Genomic DNA, 19,376 nt, shown 5'->3' with positions numbered 1-19,376 from the left:
ACCTTGCCGGCTTCCACCCGCCACAGCGGCACTGACTAGTCAGGCAGGTCGGTCACTGCACCGGTCGAGGCGGAACTCACCGTCTTGGCGTACTTGGCCAGCACCCCGCGGCGATAACGTGGCGCCGGCTGCTGCCAGGCGGCACGACGACGCTCGAGCTCGTCTTCGTGAAGCGCCACGGTGATGGTGTCGGCTTCGGCGTCGATGGTGATCTGATCGCCATTCTCGAGCAGCGCCAGCGGCCCACCGTCAAAGGCCTCCGGGGTGATATGGCCGACCACGAAGCCATGACTGCCCCCGGAGAAGCGCCCATCGGTGATCAGCGCCACCGAATCACCGAGCCCACGCCCCATGATCGCCGAGGTCGGAGTCAGCATCTCCCGCATGCCGGGGCCGCCGCGGGGGCCTTCGTAGCGAATCACCACCACGTCGCCGGCCACCACGGTGCCGTCATTGATGCGCGCCTGAGCCTCCTCTTCAGAGCCAAACACCCGGGCGGTGCCGGTAAAGCGCACCCCTTCCTTGCCGGTGATCTTGGCCACCGCCCCTTCCGGCGCCAGGTTGCCATGCAGGATGCGCAGGTGGCTTTCGGCCTTCAGCGGCGCATCGAGCGGCGCGATGATGCGCTGATCGTCGGGATACGGCGCCACGCCCGCCAGGTTTTCGGCCAGTGTCCGGCCGGTCACGGTCAGGCAATCACCGTGCAGGAGTCCTGCCTCCAGCAGCATCTTCATCAGCGGCTGAATGCCGCCAATCTCGATCAGCTCGCTCATCATGTAATGGCCGCTGGGGCGCAGGTCGGCGAGCACCGGCACCCGCTTGCCAAGCTGGGTGAAATCGTCGAGACCCAGTTCGACGCCGATACTATTCGCCATGGCGATCAGGTGCAGCACCGCATTGGTAGAACCGCCCAGCGCGATCACCAGGGTGATGGCGTTTTCGAAGGCCTCGCGGGTCATGATGTGAGAGGGACGAATATCGCGCTCGAGCAGTTCGAGCACCTGGGCCCCGGCAGCCGCGCAGTCGTCGCGCTTGGCCTGTGAAACGGCGTTCTGCGCCGAGCTGCCAGGAAGGCTCATGCCCAACGCCTCGATGGCCGAGGCCATGGTGTTGGCGGTGTACATGCCACCGCAGGCGCCAGGGCCGGGAATCGCGGTTTCCTCGATGTGCTTGACGTCGATCAGGTCGAGATCGCCCTTGGCGTGACCGCCCACCGCCTCGAACACCGAGACGATATCGGTGTGGTTTTCGCCGGGCAGGATGGTGCCGCCGTAGACGAACACGCTGGGACGATCGAGGCGGGCCAGGCCGATCAGGCAGCCCGGCATGTTCTTGTCGCAGCCGCCGATCGCCACCAGGCCATCAAAGCCCTCGCAGCCGGCCACGGTTTCGATGGAATCGGCGATCACCTCCCGCGAGACCAGGGAATACTTCATGCCCTCGGTGCCGTTGGCGATGCCATCGGAGATGGTGATGGTGTTGAAGATCACGCCCTTGCCACCGGCGCCATCGGCACCGGCACTGGCCTCGTCGGCGAGGCCGTCGATATGGCTGTTGCAGGGCGTGACCTGGCTCCAGGTCGAGGCGATGCCCACTTGGGGCTTGGCGAAGTCTTCATCGGTAAAGCCCACCGCGCGCAGCATGGCGCGACTGGCGGACTTACCGAGGCCATCGACCACCGGGGCGGAATAGCGCCGGCGTGAATCCTTGGGCGTGTCAGACATGGAGCCTCCTATCAGCGGGTTGGTCGTCAATCCCCTGATAGTGGGCGCCATGCCCTGCCCTTGTAAACGGTCTTGCAAACCGCCTTTGCAAGCCGCCTTGGCAAGCCCCCGCGTCTAGGCAGCCTGTTCGGCGACGGTTAGACGGCGCGAGCCTCTCGCGCCGGGCGCAGAGATGCAACGGTGAGGCTTAGAAGCGTCGAGGCGACCAGCGCGCCGAGGAAAGGCTCAAGGGTCGGTACGCCACCGGGAAAACTTGCCGCCAAGAGCCCCGCCGTGAAGCTGCCCTGTTCCAGCCAGCCGGGCAGCACGGCACCCACAAGGCCCGCCAGACCGCCGGCCACCGCCGCCAAGGTGGTCATGCGCGGCCACAGGCCGAGCAGCACCGGCACGATCGCCGAGGCGCAGAGCAGATCGGCGATCAGGAACAGTCGCAGCACAGAGAGATTCTGCAGCGCCAGCACCACCACCGGCACCATCAGCGCCACCGTCAGCCAGCGGGCCATCGGCAGACCAAGCCCCGTCCGGCCGCGTTCACTGCCATCGCCGACCGCCAGCGAGGCGATAGCGTTCTGCAGGGTATCGACGCTCGAGGCCACCAGCGTTACCGCCAGCACCAGGCCAAGCAGCTTCAGGCCGGCCGACGCGTCGATCAGCAGGGCAAAGAACGGCATCGGCGGCTCGCCGAGGGCAACGCCTGACATGGCGGCGAGAATGCCCAGGCCCCCGACCACCGCCACCACCGCTACGGTCACCAGGCCACCCAGCAGCGCCCCACGTCCCAGCGCCTGACCGCTCTTTGCCGCCCAGACCCGCTGCCAGTAGCCCTGATGAAAAAGGTTTGCCGCCGTGACCGCGATCACCAGGGTCAACGCCACGGACAGCGCACTGCCGGTGGGGATGCCCGGCATCGTAGCCTCTTCCGGCAAAGCCGGCAGCCGCGACAGGCCCAGCCAGCCGACCACCGCCAGCAGCGCAATCAAGAGCCCCGCCTGCCAGCGATCGGTGGCGAGGCTCGCCCGCAGCCCACCGAGCGCCGTGTAAAGCAACGTGGTGAGGGCCACACCGCTCACCACCAACGCCGGCGATACTTCGGAAAGCAGCGCGGTGATGCCGCCGATGGCGGTCAACTCCGCCGCCAGGAAGCAGGCCATGTAGAGGATAGAAATCAGCGACACATAGCGGCGCACGCCGGCTCCGTAGCGACGCTCGGCGAATTCGCCGATGCTGCGCCCTTCGGGGAGATAGCGGCGGATCGCCGGGCCGCAGGCGGCGAGCACCAGGAAGGGAAGTGCCGCGCCAATGGCATAACCGGCCAGTGCGACCGGCCCCGCGAAGGCACCCACTTCCGGCGGCGCGAAGAGAATCCACGCCCCCATGCCGGAAGCCAGGAAGGACAGCCCCAGGGTCGAGGCGTTCTGGGAGTTGCGGGCGGTGACATAGTCATCGAGGGCGTCATCGGGAACACCGTCACCCAGCGCCCTGTTGAAATGCCGGGCGCGCAGGCCAAGCAAAGTGAAAAGCACAAGCGTCGCGCCCAGCGCGGCTAACGTTGGGTAAGGCATGTCGCACTTCCTCCGCCGGTATTAACCGGATCAGGTTCCAGGGTCAGCACGTGGTGCACTCTCAGTCCCAGCTCGCGCCTGTCCATATTGACGGCACAGCCGGGGACTCCCCTGGCGACAGTGAATGAATTGTGAGTACTAAAATGGTCAGTACTAAAATGGTCAGTACTAAGTCGTCAAGTACTCGTCAGCAAGTACTACGTTAGTAAGTACTTCGATGGTGAGTACTTTGCTGACGAGTATAACGCTGTGATTATCTCGTGACAGGATACTTGAGTCATCCCGGCCGGCCAAATCGCCTCAATCACTCAGGTAATGCCATTCTCAGCCGATAACCTAGGCGATGCTCAGAATACCCCATGCCAACAATTACCTGCAGGAATTCAGGATGAACTACACAGAAGCCAAGGAGCACGCCGAAGGGTGCCTGCACCAGATATTTGCGATGCCCTACGAAGCCTTCGATAACGATGTCCCGGAACGCAAGCTTCATCTGCGCGTAGCACTTCAGGCGCTACTGGACGAAGCGCTGCGCGAGCAACGACTGACCCTGCAGGTAATCCATGGCTGGGAAAATGGCGCCTTCGCACCCGCGGATTTGCATCACCACGAGCATAAGCTTCGCGGTACAGACGACATCGCCGCCAGCCTCGCCTACTACCGTGATGCTCTGGCTAACCTGACACCGCTGCCGATCGATACCGGCTCACTGCTGGCCGAGCCCCTGGCCAACGCTATCGCCTCGGCCGAGCAAAACGGCGCAACAATCGATGCTGAGACCCGAGAAAGTCCTGCCCGCTGGCCAGACTTTCCCAACGGCCTTGCCCTTTACACTTTCTTCAAGGTCTACCACCGCCTGACCTACGGCGAAGACGATGCCTACCGCTCGATCTGCTGTAAGACCTCAGAAGGCCTGCGCGAAATCCATGAGTTCCACCTCGAGGAAGGCGAATTTGCAGTGGTTACGCCGCTGCACGATGCCAAGGCCGGCGGAGTGAAACTGGTACTGCACGTCAGCCAGGTCGAGCCGGTGTTAGCGCTGCTGAGCGACTTGAGCTGAACGCCCGGGAAAACGTTAGCCAACGACGCAGACGGCCCCGCCTCTCTCGAGACGGGGCCGTGTATTACCGTGCGGGAAAGCACTTCGCCGCAGCGCTCATGTGACAAAGCTCTTGTGACAAGGTGCCGGCGACCCAGCGCCGGCTACAAAGCTTTGGCTAGAACGCGATCAACCCAGCGAGATGGTGCTGTTGATGCCGCCGGAGATGTTCTCTGGCTCGAACCAGCGGGCGGTGACGGTCTTGGTCTGAGTCCAGAAGGCGATCGCCTGCTTGCCGTTGGGGCCGAGATCGCCAAGCTTCGAGGCCCGCGAGCCGGTGAAGCTGAAGTAGGCGACCGGCACAGGGATCGGCACGTTGATGCCCACCTGGCCAACATCGATGTCGCTTTCGTAACGCCGTGCCACCCAGCCGGAATTGGTAAAGATCGAGGTGCCGTTGCCGTTGGGGTTGGCATTGACGAAGTCGATGGCGTCATCGAGGGTCTCGACGCCCACCACGCATAGTACCGGCCCGAAGACCTCTTCGCGGTAGATGGTCATCTCGGCGGTCACGTCACTGAACACCGTAGGACCGACGAAGTTACCGTTAGGATAGCCCTCAACCTTGAGGCCGCGACCGTCCAGCGCCAGGGTCGCGCCCTCTTTGGCTCCGGCCTCGATCATCGCTTCGACCCGCTCGCGGGCGGCGGGCGACACCAGCGGCCCCAGATCGGCGTCGCGCTGGGTGCCGGGGCCGACCTTCATGTTGCGAGCGCCTTCGATGATGTCCTCAAGCCATGTCCTGGCCTCACCCACCAGCACCACCACCGAGTTGGCCATGCAGCGCTGGCCGGCGGCCCCGAAGGCCGAGCCCAGGAGGTTGTTGATGGCCTGGCTGCGGTTGGCATCCGGCATCACCACGCAATGGTTCTTGGCGCCCATCATCGACTGCACCCGCTTGCCGGCCTCTGAGCCACGGCGATAAATATGGGTGCCGACATGGGTCGAACCGATGAATGACAGCGCCTTGATGTCCGGGTGATCGCAGATCTGGTTGGCCACGTCCGGGCCGCCGTGCACCACGTTGAGCACCCCGGCCGGCACGCCGGCCTCGTGGGCCAGCTCGACCAGGCGCATGGTCGAAGAGGGATCTTGCTCAGAGGGCTTCAAGACGAAGGTGTTCCCGGTGGCGATGGCCAGCGGGAACATGAAGCAGGGCAGCATGATCGGGAAGTTGAAGGCGGTAATGCCCGCACCCACGCCGAGAGGCTGATTCATGGTGTAGACATCGACTTCGTTGGCGGCATTCTCGGCAAGCTCACCAAGCTGCAGGCTCGGAATCGAGCAGGCATGTTCGACCACTTCCAGGCCGCGACCGACCTCGCCTTCGGCATCCGGCAAGGTCTTGCCGTGCTCCTCGGTGATCAGTTCAGCGAGCTCGGCGGTGTGCTCACGAATCAGTGCCTGGAAGGCGAGCATGATGCGCATGCGTTTGCCCAGCGGCACCTTGCGCCAGGTCTTGAAGGCCGCCTTGGCACTGGCTACGGCGCGGTCGACCTCGTCGCTTGTGCAGAACGGCACCCGGGCCACCACTTCCTGGGTCGCCGGATTGAGCACGTCGCGCCATTCCCCGCTCTGGGAGGGCACCGGTTGACCGTCGATATAAAGGGAAATCTCACGCACTGACATGATGGCGGCTCCTGGGCAGACCTCTGGCGATGGCGACACGGCGCCACGCGCGGGACAGCCTCTTGTGATTGTGGATGAACTGGCGGAGGTATAGTGCATTAAGCCATGGCACCCCGGCTTCGACTTTATGTGCATATCGACACGGCCAAAGCGTAGGAAGCGGCTAGTTCGAGTGTAGACAGGGGATGAATTGACACACAACGGGCAGCGCAGCACATTGCTTGTGCATCCACGCACAACTGACATCACTCCCAAGGCAACCAAGAGAGGGCCATTGCAATGCTCGACTGGCAGGACATTCAGGTCTTTCTCGAGGTCGCTCGCAGCGAGCGGCTGACCGATGCGGCCCGGCGCCTGGGGGTCGATCATTCGACGCTTTCACGGCGCACTAAACGCTTCGAGCAAAAACTCAATACCCAACTCTTTGAGCGCAGCACGCATGGCTACCGACTCACCGAGGCCGGCCATCGCCTGCAGGCCCACGCCGAGGAGATGGCCCGCCACGCCATCGAGGCTGCCGAGGGCCTGAGCGATCAGGACCGACAGCTCAGCGGCCAGGTACGCCTCGGCGTCACCGAGGGCTTCGGCACCTGGGTGATCGCGCCCCTGCTAGCCGCCTTCGGCGAACGCCACCCGGCGCTGACGCTGGACCTGCTGGCACTGCCACGTGTGGTCAACTTAAGTCGCCACGAGGCCGACCTGGCCATCACCGTGGAGCGCCCGAGCAGCGCGGGCCTTGTGATCTCGCGGCTGTGTGACTATCGGCTGCGGCTCTATGGCAGTCGCGACTACCTGGCCCGCCATGGCCGGCCGACGACTCGCCGTGAGCTCGGCCAGCACCGTCTGATTGGCTATATCGATGACCTTATCTTCAGCGATCAGCTGAATTATCTGGAACCGCTGCTCGAACCGCCGCTCGAGCACCCTCACGAAACGCCTCTAGATTCTCGGCTTGCCTCCCAGCGCAAGCCGCGGCAGGAAGCTTCCTCGCTCGCCGCCGCGGCCGCATCCCCGGAAACCGTGCGACACGCCCCGCAGTTCAGTATCCGCAGCACCAGCGTCACCACCCAGTACAGCGCGGCCGTTCAGGGCGCGGGGCTAGCGGTCTTGCCCTGCTTCATGGCCGAGCAGCATCCAGCGCTTGAAGCGGTGCTGGTGGACGACATCGACCTCACCCGCCAATTCTGGATCACCGCCCGCCAGGAGCAGCGTCGTCTGTCTCGTGTCCGCCTGACCTGGGAGTACCTGCGCGAGACCGTCGAGGCCAACCGAGCCTTCCTGATGGGCGAACCAGGCGCCTGCCTGACATGCCCGTCTGCAGGGCCCAGCGCCGAGTGACACCGGCCTCGCTTGCATGCACGATCTCCGATGAAAATTAGCTATCAGCTTCTTGAGTAAAGAAAAATTGAAGCCCTGAGGGTCGCCACTAAGCTGTGATGTAAAGCAATAGCAGTAAAAAGCGCCCTTTCCGCTGACTGAGTCGACAGCAAACCTATTAGCACGCCATAAAAGAGAAAGGGCCATCGAAGCTGGTGGGGAGTCAAGCCCCATCCATACCAATGACGGGAGATAACGCGATGGGCAACGGACAACAAGGCACCGATGCTGGCAAGTGCCCGGTAATGCACGGCGGCAATACCGCGTCCGGGCATTCCAACACCGACTGGTGGCCAGAGGCGCTGAACTTCGACATCCTTCACCAGCACGACCGCAAGGCCGACCCGATGGGCGAGGACTTCGCCTACCGGCAAGAAGTCAGAAAGCTCGACTTCGACGCCATCAAGCAGGACATGCAAGCCCTGATGACCGACGGCCAGGAGTGGTGGCCGGCCGATTGGGGCCACTATGGCGGCCTGATGATTCGCATGGCCTGGCACGCGGCGGGGTCTTACCGCCTGGCCGACGGGCGTGGTGGCGCTGGCACCGGCAACCAGCGATTTGCCCCCCTCAACTCCTGGCCGGACAACGGCAACCTCGACAAGGCGCGGCGTCTGCTGTGGCCGATCAAGAAGAAGTACGGCAACAAGATCAGCTGGGCCGACCTGTTCATCCTGGCCGGCAACGTCGCCTACGAGTCCATGGGCTTCAAGACCTTCGGTTTCTCATTCGGCCGCGAGGATATCTGGCAGCCCGAGAAAGATATCTACTGGGGGGCCGAGAAGGAGTGGCTGGCGCCCTCCGACGAGCGCTACGACAACGTCGACAAGCCCGATACCATGGAGAACCCGCTGGCCGCGGTGCAGATGGGCCTGATCTACGTGAATCCGGAAGGTGTGAACGGCCAACCCGACCCGCTCAAGACCGCCGAGCAGGTTCGCGAGACCTTCGCGCGCATGGCGATGGACGACGAGGAGACCGCGGCGCTGACCGCCGGCGGCCATACGGTCGGCAAGACCCACGGTAATGGCGACGCCGAGGCCCTTGGGCCTGAGCCAGAGGGCGCCGACGTCGAAGCGCAGGGCTTCGGCTGGCTCAACCCCAACCTGCAGGGCAAGGCCACCAACGCCATCACCTCCGGCCTGGAGGGTGCCTGGACCACGAATCCCACCCAATTCGACATGGGCTACTTCGACATGCTGTTCGGCCATGAATGGGAGCTCAAGAAGAGCCCCGCCGGCGCCAACCAGTGGGAGCCCGTCGACATCAGGGAGGAAGACAAGCCGGTCGACGCCACCGACTCCTCCATTCGCCATAATCCGATGATGACCGATGCGGACATGGCGATGAAGATGGACCCGACGTACAGGGCCATCTGCGAGAAGTTCATGAAGGATCCGGAATACTTCAAGGACGCCTTCGCTCGCGCCTGGTTCAAACTGACCCATCGCGACATGGGGCCGAAGTCGCGCTATATCGGCCCGGAAGTGCCGGCTGAGGACCTGATCTGGCAAGACCCGGTGCCGCAGGGCGAGACCAATTACATCGAAGAGGTGGTCAAGGACAGCATTGCGGACGCCGGGCTGAGCATTAATGAGCTGGTTTCTACCGCCTGGGACAGCGCGCGCACCTTCCGCGGTTCCGATATGCGCGGCGGCGCCAATGGGGCCCGAATCCGCCTGGCACCCCAGAAAGACTGGGAGGGCAACGAACCCGATCGCCTGGCCAAGGTGCTGAAGGTCTACGAGAAGATCTCCGCCGACACCGGCGCCAGCGTGGCCGACGTGATCGTGCTGGGCGGCAACCTGGGCATTGAAATGGCGGCGAAGGCGGCCGGCCATGACGTTCAGGTACCTTTCATGAAGGGGCGGGGTGATGCCACCGACGAGATGACCGACGCTGCCTCCTTCGACCCGCTGGAGCCGCTGGCAGATGGTTTCCGCAACTGGCAGAAGAAGGAGTACGTGGTCAAGCCGGAAGAGATGCTGCTTGATCGTGCCCAGCTGATGGGCCTGACCGCCCCGGAGATGACCGTGCTGATCGGCGGCATGCGGGTACTGGGCACCAATCACGGCGGCACCCAGCACGGGGTGTTCACCGATCGCGTGGGCCAGCTGACCAACGACTTCTTCGTCAACCTGACCGACATGGCAAACCGTTGGGAGTCCCAGGGAGCGAACGCGTACGGCATCGTGGACCGCCAGAGCGGCAACACCAAGTTCACCGCGACTCGGGTTGATCTGGTGTTCGGCTCCAACTCCATCCTCCGCTCTTACGCCGAGGTCTACGCCCAGGACGACAATCAGGAGAAGTTCGTCAAGGACTTCGTCAAGGCCTGGACCAAGGTGATGAACGCCGACCGCTTCGACTTGGCCTGAAACGTCCTGATTCGGCCTGCTCTACCCTGACCCTTGGGCGCTGCCCCGGCGGCGCCCATAGGTCACAGCTTTATGGAGCACAGGTTTAAAGGGCAAAGGGTTAAAGAGCACCGTTTTAAAGGACACAGGTTTCGGCAGTTCGGTTAACAGCCGGATGCATCACCGCCAGTAAGAGAAGCAAGCTAAAAAAAGCCGCGTTGGCCCTTGGCCAGCGCGGCTTCCTTTTGTCTTGTCTGATGTCGCTACTGCGTGATTCAGCGGCGTCTCAGGTACCGCAGAAAGTCCGCAACACCCGCTCGTTTGCCTGCGGCGGCTGGGTGTAGTCAGGCTCGCCCTCGGGTGCCTCGAAGGGCCGGGTAATGGCCGCCAGCAGCGCCTCGAAGGGACCGTAGTCGTCCTCGTCGGCGGCCGCCATCAACGCATGCTCAACCTGATGATTGCGGGGAATCACCGCCGGGTTGGTGGCGCGCAGACGCGCGGCAATGGTCGCGGCATCGGCGTCTTCGCGGCTAAGACGCTCACGCCAGCGCGTCAGCCAGGCCCGAATGGCCTCGGGCGTGTCGAAGAGTTCCACCAGCCGCGCCTCGCCGTCCTCCTCAAACACATCAGCGAGGCGGCGGAAGGTCAGGGTGTAATCGGCGTGGCCGGCCTGCATGGTGTCCAGCAGCTCCTGAGCCAGGGTCTCGTCGCCTTCCTCGACCCGGACAAGTCCCAGCTTGCCGCGCTTGACCGCGCCAAAGCTTGCCTCGAAGTGCTCGGGGAAGGCCTCGATAGCATCGGTAGCAAGCGCAACAGCTCGGTCATGATCCTCATCGAGCAGTGACAGCAGCGTCTCGGCGAAGCGGGCCAGGTTCCACTGGGCGCTGTGGGGCTGGTTGGAGAAGGCATAACGGCCGCGCTCGTCGATGGAGCTGAACACGGTGAGCGGATCGTAGGCATCCATAAAGGCGCAGGGGCCGTAATCCAGGGTCTCGCCGGAGATCGTCGAGTTGTCGGTGTTCATCACCCCATGGATGAAGCCCACGCCCATCCAGCGCGCTACCAGCTCGGCCTGGCGAGCCACCACCGCCTCGAGCAGGGCCAGATAGCGCCCGCCGCCGCTCAGCGGCGCAAGGTGCGGATAGTGGCGCTCGATGGCCATGTCGGCCAGCAACTGGATCGCCTCGACGTCCTGGCGGGCGGCAAAATACTGGAAGGTCCCCACCCGCAGGTGGCTCGACGCCACCCGGGTCAGCACCGCACCGGGCTCGGGCAGGCGACGCATGACCCGCTCGCCGGTGGTCACCGCGGCCAGCGCCCGGGTGGTGGGAATGCCCAGCGCGTGCATGGCCTCGCTGACCAGATACTCGCGCAGCACCGGCCCCAGCGGCGCCCGGCCGTCGCCGCCCCGGGAGAAGGGCGTGCGCCCGGCGCCCTTGAGCTGCAGTTCGCGCAGCTCCCCCTCGCGGTTGATGACCTCGCCGAGCAGCAGCGCCCGACCATCGCCGAGCCTAGGAACGAAATTACCGAACTGATGGCCGGCGTAGGCCATCGCCAGCGGTTCACTGCCGTCAGGCGGCGCATTTCCGGACAGCGCTTCGGCGGCCTCGGTAGCATCGAATGCAGTCGAGTCGAAGCCCAGCTCCTCGGCAAGCGCATGATTGAAGGCAACCAGGCGCGGATTCGCCACCCGCGTCGGGGCACACTCGGCACTCATGCGCGACGGCAGGTGCGCATAGCGTAGGGAAAAACTCGGGAACATGACGCCTCCTCCAAAAGGGCTCGCCTACCCTACAGGGACAGGCAAATGCGGCCAACATTCCCTGCCTTTCTATACGGGCTCGTCGGCATCCTTGATACCGAAATCCTTCACACTGGCGATCAGGTCGCTGAAGCGCTCACCCTGAACCAGCACATGATCCCGCAGTGCCTGTTCTGCCCGGACGGCATCACCGGCCTCGATGGCCGCGATGATCTCACGATGCTCGCTCAGCGAGTTGCTCATGCGATGGCGGACCTGTAACTGCAGTCGCCGATAAGGCTTCAGTCGCAGCTTGAGCTGACGGGCCTCCGCGGCCAGGAAGGCATTGTGGCTCGCCGCGTAGATCGTGTGATGGAAGACCTCGTTCTCGTAGTAATACTCATCGGGATCTCCGCCTGCCGAGGCGGCCTCACAGCGCTCAAGCGCCTGATGCAGATCGGACAGCTCACCGGGCGTGATGCGCCGCGTGGCCAGGCGTCCGCACATGCCCTCGAGTTCAGCCATGACCTCGAACATCTCGATCAGTTGCTCGATGCTCACCTTGGCCACGAAGGTGCCCTTCTTCGGCGAGACTGTTACCAACCCACTGGCCACCAGTTGCTGGATGGCTTCACGCACCGGCGTGCGGGATACCTCGAACTCATTGCCCAAAACTTCCGGATCGAGACGCTCACCGGGGACCCGTCGACCATTGATGATGTCGTCCTCCAGCGAATCCTTGAGCCGCTGAGCATTCGATCGCTTGGTGCCCGCCATATTTTCCCCCTTGCCCGATCAATCGCTTGCGTCACCGCATCGACCATGGTCTAGCGTCATTTAATTGACACAAATATCCCAGAAGCCTATTCAAGTATACATCATCGTCGATGATAAACATTTCACAAGAATAATAGACCGATGGAGTCACGCCACTATGACACGCCCGATGACACACCAGCTCACCTCCACCGCCGCCATCGCGGCCGCCACCCTGACCCTTGCCTTTTCAAGCGTTGCCTCGGCAGAAACCGTGCTGCGCGCCTCGCACCAGTTCCCTGGTGGACAGGGCGATGTTCGAGACGAAATGGTGCAGTTGATGGCCAAGGAAGTCGCCGCAGCCGACGTTGACCTCGCCATCCAGGTCTATCCAGGCCAATCCCTGTTCAAGGCCAAGGAACAGTGGAGCGCCCTGGCGCGTGGCCGCCTGGACATGACATCGCTGCCGCTTGACTACGCCAGTGGCCGCCACCCGGAGTTCTCGGCAACGTTGATGCCGGGGCTGGTGCGCAATCACGAACGTGCCCAGCGGCTCAACGATTCCGAGTTCATGACCATGATCAAGGACGTGATTCATGAAGGCGGCGCCCGCGTGCTGGCCGACGCCTGGCTGGCCGGTGGCTTTGCCTCGAACAAGCGCTGTATCACCTCGCCGGAAACGGTCGAGGGCCAGACCCTGCGCGCCGCCGGCCCGGCGTTCGATGAAATGCTGGCCAGCGCCGGCGCATCTATCACCTCGATGCCGTCCTCGGATATCTACACCGCCATGCAAACCGGGGTGCTCGACGGCGCCAACACGTCGTCCGGCTCGTTCGTGTCATATCGCATCTACGAGCAGGTGTCTTGCCTGACAGCGCCCGGTGAAAACGCGCTGTGGTTCATGTATGAACCGGTCCTGATTTCAGAACAGAGCTGGAACAAGCTCGACGAAGCGCAGCAGCAGGCGTTGGTCGAGGCCGGTCAGAAGGCAGAAGAGTACTTCGCCGGTGAAGCCGCGGCACTGGATCAGAAGATGATCGACGAGTTCAAGGCAAATGGCGTCGAGGTAGTCAGCATGTCTGAAGAGGACTACCAGGCCTGGCTGGATATCGCCCAGCAGAGCTCCTACAAAACCTTCGCCGAGAACGTGCCCAACGGCCAGGCCCTGATTGATGCGGCCCTCGCCGTGGAGTGACACCACCTCCGCTACCTGTGACATCAATGCCGATGACCGCCTGACGGTTCACGGCTTGCCGGGCCGCCCTGCATGAGGCGGCCCTCCTTCACACTATCCGGAGGGCATATGGAGCACTTCTCTCGCCGCGAGCTCTCGACCCCCGTCAAGATCATCGGCATCTATACACACGTCATGGATCGCCTGTCGCGCGCCATGGCCTACCTGGCCGCGGCCATGCTGATGGCCGGCGTGCTGGCCATTTGTCACATGATCTTCGTGCGTACCATCCTGGGCATGAGTTCCACTTGGCAGACCGAATTCACCATCTACATCGTCAGCGGCGCGATGTTGATGGGCAGTTCCTATGTACTGATGACGGGCGGCCATGTGGCGGTCACCCTGCTGCCTGACATGATCGGCGGGCTGCCCCGCAAGATCATGCGCCTGGTGTCATCCCTGGTCGGAATCGGCTTCTGCGCCGCCCTGGCCTATGCCGCCTGGCTCTATGTGGCCGAGGCCTACCACCAGCAGTGGACCACCGGCTCGGTATGGAACCCACTTCTATGGCCGGCACTGGTGCCGATGGCGCTCGGGTCCACCCTGCTGACACTGCAATACGTCGCCGAAACCCTGCGTAAGGAGCCTTGACCATGGACCCGATTACCGCCGGCATTGCCGTGGCCGTGGGGCTGCTTGTATTGATGGCCATCGGCACCCCGATCGCCTTCGCCCTGGGCGCCGTGTCGCTGATTGCCCTGGTGGCCGACCGCGGCATGAGCGAGCTGACCTACTTCGGCGAGACCTTCTTCGACCGCATCGCCGAGTTCGGCTTCGTGGCGATTCCAATGTTCATCCTGATGGGCGCGGCCGTGGCCTCGTCGCCCACTGGTCGCGACCTCTATCGCTCGCTGGATCTGTGGCTCGGACGCCTGCCCGGTGGTCTCGCGATCTCCAACATCGGCGCCTGCTCGATCTTCGCCGCCCTCTCAGGCTCCTCTCCCGCCACCTGTGCCGCCATCGGCAAGATGGGCATCCCCGAAATGCGCAAGCGCGGCTACCCGGATGGCGTGGCCGCCGGCTGCATCGCCGCTGGCGGCACGTTGGGCATCCTGATTCCTCCCTCGGTGACCATGATCGTCTACGGCATTGCCACCGAAACCTCGATCGGACGCCTGTTCATCGCCGGTGCGATCCCAGGGCTGATGCTAGCCGGTCTGTTTATGGTCTGGACGCTGATAGCCTGCAAGTTGGCAGGAGGCTATGACACCCCGATGGTCACGGCCACCGACAAGATGAAGGAAACGATCAAGGCCAACGTCGACAGCAACCTAAAGGCGCTGGTGCGAGTGCTGCCATTCCTGGCGGTGGTGGCCGGCATTCTGTTCGCGCTATACGGCGGTCTGGCCACGCCTTCGGAGGCGGCCGGGGCCGGTGCCTTCCTGTGCCTGGCGCTAGCGATCATCGTCTATCGCATGTGGCACGTCGCTCCGATCAAGCTGATCATGCGCGACTCCCTGCGCGAGAGCGTGATGATCATGCTGATCATCGCCGCCGCCGAGGTCTTCGCCTATGCACTGTCATCGTTGTTCATCACCCAGACAGTGGCGGCCACCATCGCCGATCTGGAGGTCAACCGCTGGGTGCTGATGGGCATCATCAATCTGTTCCTGCTGGTGGCCGGCTTCTTCCTGCCGCCGGTAGCAGTGATCGTGATGACAGCACCGATCCTGCTACCGATCATCCTGGCCGCTGACTTCGATCCCTACTGGTTCGCCGTCATCCTGACCATCAACCTGGAGATCGGCCTGATCACGCCGCCAGTGGGCCTCAACCTGTTCATCATCAACAGCATCGCCCCGGACATCTCACTGCGTGACGTGCTGATGGGCAGCCTGCCCTATGCCTTGTGCATGGTGCTGGGCATCGTGGTGCTGTGCTTCTTCCCGGGCATTGTGACTTGGCTACCCAACCTGATCATGGGCCAGCCCTGACCATGCGCCAGCTGATCATGCGCCAGCATTGCACTTGCACCCGGACGCCGACGCGCCCTTGTCATTGTCCTTATCTTTGTCTTTGGACCTGGGCTCACCAATGAGGGATCAATAATGAATATGAGCTTCCTGCAGGAGCTGTTCAGCAACATCACTCAGCGCGATGTACTGCTCAGGCGCCGAGAAGATGAGCGCTCTCCCGTCGATCACGCCATGCTGATCAAGGCCTGTCAGGCGCTGCTCGAAAGTGACGGCGAGGCCTCGAGCATCACCTTGGCGAGCCAGACCCTGGCGATCTATGCCCGCCTTGACGACGACCAGAAACGGCAGTTCTTCATGGGGCTGGCCGACGATTTCGCCGCCGACCCCGAGGAGATCGATGCCGCTTACGCGGCCTACCGCGAGACCCGCGACAACCTCACGCAGCAGCACCTGTTCGATGTCTGCGAGCCCCGTCGCCAGGAACTGCTGCGCCGGCTCAACCTGCCAAGCGGCGGCACGCATGAGCTGGTGCACATGCGCGAGGATCTGCTGGCGATGCTCGGCGAACACCCCGATCTCAAGGCCATCGATGCAGACTTCGCCCACCTATTCGCCTCCTGGTTCAATCGCGGCTTCCTGGTGCTGAAGCGTATCGACTGGAACACGCCGGCGGTGATCCTCGAGAAGATCATCCGCTACGAGGCGGTGCACGAGATCCACGACTGGAACGACCTGCGCCGGCGCCTCGATGCCCGCGACCGGCGCTGCTTCGCCTTCTTCCACCCGGCTCTCGGCGACGAGCCGCTGATCTTCGTCGAAGTGGCCCTGCACAAGGGACTGCCCGACCAGATCCAGGCGATCCTTGATCCCGCCACCTACGACATCGAGGACCCGGAGGCCGCCGACACCGCCGCCTTCTTCGGTATCAGCAACTGCCAGACCGGGCTGCGCGGCATCTCCTTCGGCAATTTCCTGATCAAGCAGGTGGTGCAAGAACTCAAGCAGGAACTGCCCCATCTCAAGCACTTCGTCACCCTGTCGCCGGTGCCGGGCTTTCGCAAGTGGCTGGAGACCGTGTTGCAAGACGCAGGCGACGGCCTCGACGAGGACGCAAAGGCGGCGCTTGAGCACCTCAATGCGCCCGACTGGGCCAGCGACCCCGAACAATCACAGCGGCTCAAGGAACTCATCAAACCGCTGGCGGCGCATTACCTGCTCAAGGAAAAGAATGCCAAGGCATTGCCTCTCAATCCCGTAGCCCGCTTTCACCTGGGCAACGGCGCTCAACTGCATCGCATCAACTGGCTGGGCGACACATCGGGCAAGGGACTCCATCAGGCCGCCGGGCTGATGGTCAATTACCTCTATGTGCTCGAAGACATCGAACGCAATCACGAGAAATACACCACCCACGGCACGATCGCCTGCTCGTCGGCCGTGCGCGACCTGGACCGACGTGCCCGCAAACTGCTCAAGGGAGAACCAACAAAATGAACCACAACCTGTTCGATACCTTCGCTCAACGCATGCGGGCGCGCGGTGACGCCGATTTCATCACCACCCGCGACGGCCGCGGCTACAGCTATGCCCAGGCCCTCGCAGCCAGCGAACGACTGGCCGGTGCCCTGGTCGCGCTCGGCGTGAGCCCGGGGGACCGGGTCGCCGTGCAGGTCGACAAGAGCCCCGAAACCATTCTGCTGTACCTGGCCACCCTACGCGTCGGCGGCGTCTACCTGCCGCTCAATACCGGCTACACCGGCGAGGAGATCCGCTACTTCCTCGGCGATGCGGAGCCTGCGCTGTTCGTCTGTCGCCCCGCGGTCAAGGACGAAGCACGGCGCATCGCCGACGAGACCGGCTGCGCGCAGGTGGCCACTCTGGGCATTGAAGCCGACGGCAGCCTGATGACGGCCGCCGCCAAGGCAACGCCATATGAAGGCATTCAGGCCCGCGAAGGCGACGACCTGGCCGCCATCCTCTATACCTCCGGCACCACCGGACGCTCCAAGGGCGCGATGCTGACCCACGCAAACCTGGGCTCAAACGCCAAGGCGCTGGTCGACACCTGGCAGTTCAGCGAAGCCGATCGGCTGATCCATGCGCTACCGATCTTCCACACCCATGGGCTCTTCGTGGCCTGCAACGTGGTGCTGATGTCCGGCGCCAGCATGTGCTTCCTGCCACGCTTCGACGTCGAGGCGATCATCGACGAATTACCCCGCGGCACCACCATGATGGGCGTGCCGACCTTCTACACCCGCCTGCTGCAGGACCCGCGCCTGACACCAGAACTGACCGCCAACATGCGCCTTTTCACCTCCGGCTCGGCCCCGCTGACCGCCGACACCCATCAGGCGTTCGAGGCCCGCACCGGTCATGCGATTCTCGAGCGCTACGGCATGACCGAGACCAACATGAACACCTCCAACCCCTATGAGGGCGACCGGATCGCCGGCACCGTTGGCATGCCGCTGCCCGGGGTGGAGGTTCGCATCACCGACCGTGAGAGCCATCGTGACCTGCCCCAGGGCGAGATCGGCATGCTCGAGGTGCGCGGTCCCAACGTCTTCGTCGGCTACTGGCGCATGCCGGAAAAGACCAAGGAAGAACTGCTCGACGATGGCTTCTTCGTCACCGGCGACCTGGCGATGATCGACGAGCGCGGCTATGTGCATATTGTCGGGCGGGACAAGGACCTGGTGATCTCGGGGGGCTACAACGTCTACCCGAAAGAGGTCGAGCAGGTCATCGACGAGTTGGACGGCGTGGTCGAATCGGCCGTGATCGGCGTGCACCATCCCGACTTCGGCGAAGGCGTGACCGCCGTGGTGGTCAAAAAGCCCGGCGCCACGATCGACGAGGCACTGGTAATCGCCTCGCTGAGCGACCACCTCGCCAAGTACAAGCAGCCCAAGCGAGTACTGTTCGTCGACAGCCTACCCCGCAACACTATGGGCAAGGTGCAGAAGAAGCAGCTACGCGACGACTACCGCGACCTATACAGCGACGCCTGACCGGCTCCTGCCCGTACCTGGACATAAGCACTCACCGAGGCCGCCCCATGAGGCGGCCTCGTCGGTTGTAGAGACCGGCGACGAGAGCAAAAAAAAGAACCGATAACACGCGCAGAGACGAACACAGTAGCAAGCATCACCAGCAGCCAGGGCCAGTTTCCGCTATGGTCTCGGTAGCGCTTTCCAAAGATCCTTCTCCAGAACGATCATCTCAGGAGTCACCGTCATGTCCTCTGCCCCCGCTGCCTCCCGCTCGCTTTTTGATCAACCGGATGCCCTTCTGGATAAGCATCCGGATAAGCACCTTGATGAGCGTGACGATGACCGTCCTGCCGACCAGGTCGCCGAATCCCGGGGCGATCTGCTCGACGATCAGGCCCTCGACTACTATCGGCCGCCGGAAACCGCCGCGCTGGGCCTGGTCCGCCTGCGCGCCAGCGATAAGGGTCTCACCGAAATCGTCTTCGTCGGCGAGGCGGAGGCCGATGAAACGCCCCGTCCCAACGCCCTGACCGACCGCGCCCACGCCCAGCTCGAGGAATACTTCGACGGCCTGCGCCAGACCTTCGACCTGCCGTTGGCGCCCAAGGGCACCGACTTCCAGCAGCGGGTCTGGCAGGCGCTTTCCACCATTCCCTTCGGCGAGACCCGCTGCTACGCCGAGATCGCCGAGCAGCTTAACCGTCGTGGCGGCCAGCGCGCAGTGGGCCGCGCCAACGGCCAGAATCCGCTGGCCATCGTGGTGCCCTGCCATCGAGTGATCGGCAGCGACGGACGCCTGACCGGCTACGCCGGCGGCATCGGCCGCAAGCAGTGGTTGCTCGCCCATGAGGCCGGCGAAATTCCCTTCGACTTGGGGTGAGTTCGGCTAAGCCCGGCGGCTCGAAACACGCCCATCGACCTGAAATGAGCGACAGCTGATTTATGCCGTGGGCGATTTGCGGCACCATTGACCTCCGTCTCAACG

At 63.5% G+C, this 19,376-nt stretch carries 14 protein-coding genes and 1 riboswitch; of the genes, 9 read left to right on the top strand and 5 right to left on the bottom strand.

The features are described 5' to 3' along the window. Window positions 1-35: 35 nt before the first annotated feature. Entirely contained in the window at window positions 36-1,724 is a 1,689-nt protein-coding gene (gene ilvD, locus Q2K57_RS10800; RefSeq protein ID WP_304525041.1) for a dihydroxy-acid dehydratase, read from the bottom strand. A gap of 137 nt (window positions 1,725-1,861) precedes the next feature. Continuing rightward, window positions 1,862-3,286 (bottom strand): sodium:solute symporter, encoded by a 1,425-nt coding sequence (locus tag Q2K57_RS10795; protein WP_112055528.1) that lies wholly within the window; start codon window positions 3,284-3,286, stop codon window positions 1,862-1,864. Further along, window positions 3,276-3,409: riboswitch (TPP riboswitch) on the bottom strand. (Overlaps the previous gene by 11 nt.) A 265-nt stretch (window positions 3,410-3,674) precedes the next feature. Between Q2K57_RS10795 and Q2K57_RS10790 the strand changes: the two genes are divergently transcribed. Continuing rightward, on the top strand, window positions 3,675-4,346 hold the full coding sequence (locus Q2K57_RS10790) for a hypothetical protein (protein ID WP_112055529.1): 672 nt from the start codon (window positions 3,675-3,677) through the stop codon (window positions 4,344-4,346). Window positions 4,347-4,514: 168 nt separating this feature from the next. Here the strand turns inward: Q2K57_RS10790 and Q2K57_RS10785 are convergent, their stop codons facing one another. Then, window positions 4,515-6,014, bottom strand: a complete 1,500-nt coding sequence (locus Q2K57_RS10785) for a CoA-acylating methylmalonate-semialdehyde dehydrogenase (RefSeq protein WP_112055530.1) — start codon at window positions 6,012-6,014, stop codon at window positions 4,515-4,517. Between the two features lie 279 nt (window positions 6,015-6,293). Between Q2K57_RS10785 and Q2K57_RS10780 the strand changes: the two genes are divergently transcribed. Together Q2K57_RS10780 and katG are read left to right on the top strand one after the other, a co-directional pair. Continuing rightward, the gene (locus tag Q2K57_RS10780; protein WP_304525040.1) at window positions 6,294-7,352 is read left to right on the top strand and encodes a LysR family transcriptional regulator; all 1,059 of its coding nucleotides are present in this window, start codon (window positions 6,294-6,296) and stop codon (window positions 7,350-7,352) included. 239 nt (window positions 7,353-7,591) lie between these two features. Further along, window positions 7,592-9,769, top strand: a complete 2,178-nt coding sequence (gene katG, locus Q2K57_RS10775) for a catalase/peroxidase HPI (RefSeq protein ID WP_304525039.1) — start codon at window positions 7,592-7,594, stop codon at window positions 9,767-9,769. A gap of 265 nt (window positions 9,770-10,034) precedes the next feature. Here the strand turns inward: katG and Q2K57_RS10770 are convergent, their stop codons facing one another. Further along, complete coding sequence (locus Q2K57_RS10770; RefSeq protein WP_304525038.1) at window positions 10,035-11,510, bottom strand: YdiU family protein; 1,476 nt, start codon at window positions 11,508-11,510, stop codon at window positions 10,035-10,037. Between the two features lie 69 nt (window positions 11,511-11,579). Continuing rightward, the gene (locus Q2K57_RS10765) at window positions 11,580-12,266 is read right to left on the bottom strand and encodes a GntR family transcriptional regulator (RefSeq protein ID WP_304525037.1); all 687 of its coding nucleotides are present in this window, start codon (window positions 12,264-12,266) and stop codon (window positions 11,580-11,582) included. A gap of 169 nt (window positions 12,267-12,435) precedes the next feature. Between Q2K57_RS10765 and dctP the strand changes: the two genes are divergently transcribed. The 6 genes from dctP (at window position 12,436) to Q2K57_RS10735 (ending at window position 19,271) form a co-directional block, all read left to right on the top strand. Beyond that, the gene (gene dctP / locus Q2K57_RS10760; protein ID WP_112055578.1) at window positions 12,436-13,440 is read left to right on the top strand and encodes a TRAP transporter substrate-binding protein DctP; all 1,005 of its coding nucleotides are present in this window, start codon (window positions 12,436-12,438) and stop codon (window positions 13,438-13,440) included. Window positions 13,441-13,548: 108 nt separating this feature from the next. Continuing rightward, window positions 13,549-14,070, top strand: coding sequence for a TRAP transporter small permease subunit (locus Q2K57_RS10755; RefSeq protein ID WP_220086277.1), 522 nt, complete (start codon window positions 13,549-13,551; stop codon window positions 14,068-14,070). Between the two features lie 2 nt (window positions 14,071-14,072). Beyond that, window positions 14,073-15,413 carry a TRAP transporter large permease gene (locus Q2K57_RS10750; RefSeq protein WP_112055534.1) on the top strand — a complete coding sequence of 447 codons (1,341 nt, stop codon included), beginning with the start codon at window positions 14,073-14,075 and terminating at the stop codon, window positions 15,411-15,413. A gap of 114 nt (window positions 15,414-15,527) precedes the next feature. Then, a complete protein-coding gene (locus tag Q2K57_RS10745; RefSeq protein WP_304525036.1) occupies window positions 15,528-16,889 on the top strand; it encodes a malonyl-CoA decarboxylase in 1,362 nt (453 codons plus the stop codon). Beyond that, window positions 16,886-18,409 (top strand): malonyl-CoA synthase, encoded by a 1,524-nt coding sequence (locus Q2K57_RS10740; RefSeq protein WP_304525035.1) that lies wholly within the window; start codon window positions 16,886-16,888, stop codon window positions 18,407-18,409. The genes Q2K57_RS10745 and Q2K57_RS10740 overlap by 4 nt, the downstream gene beginning before the upstream one ends. A 226-nt stretch (window positions 18,410-18,635) precedes the next feature. Next, window positions 18,636-19,271, top strand: a complete 636-nt coding sequence (locus Q2K57_RS10735) for a methylated-DNA--[protein]-cysteine S-methyltransferase (RefSeq protein ID WP_304525034.1) — start codon at window positions 18,636-18,638, stop codon at window positions 19,269-19,271. Window positions 19,272-19,376 lie beyond the last annotated feature (105 nt).

Source organism: Halomonas sp. I5-271120 (genome assembly GCF_030553075.1).
Lineage (GTDB): Bacteria > Pseudomonadota > Gammaproteobacteria > Pseudomonadales > Halomonadaceae > Onishia > Onishia taeanensis_A.
This window is presented reverse-complemented; position numbering and strand designations above follow the sequence as displayed.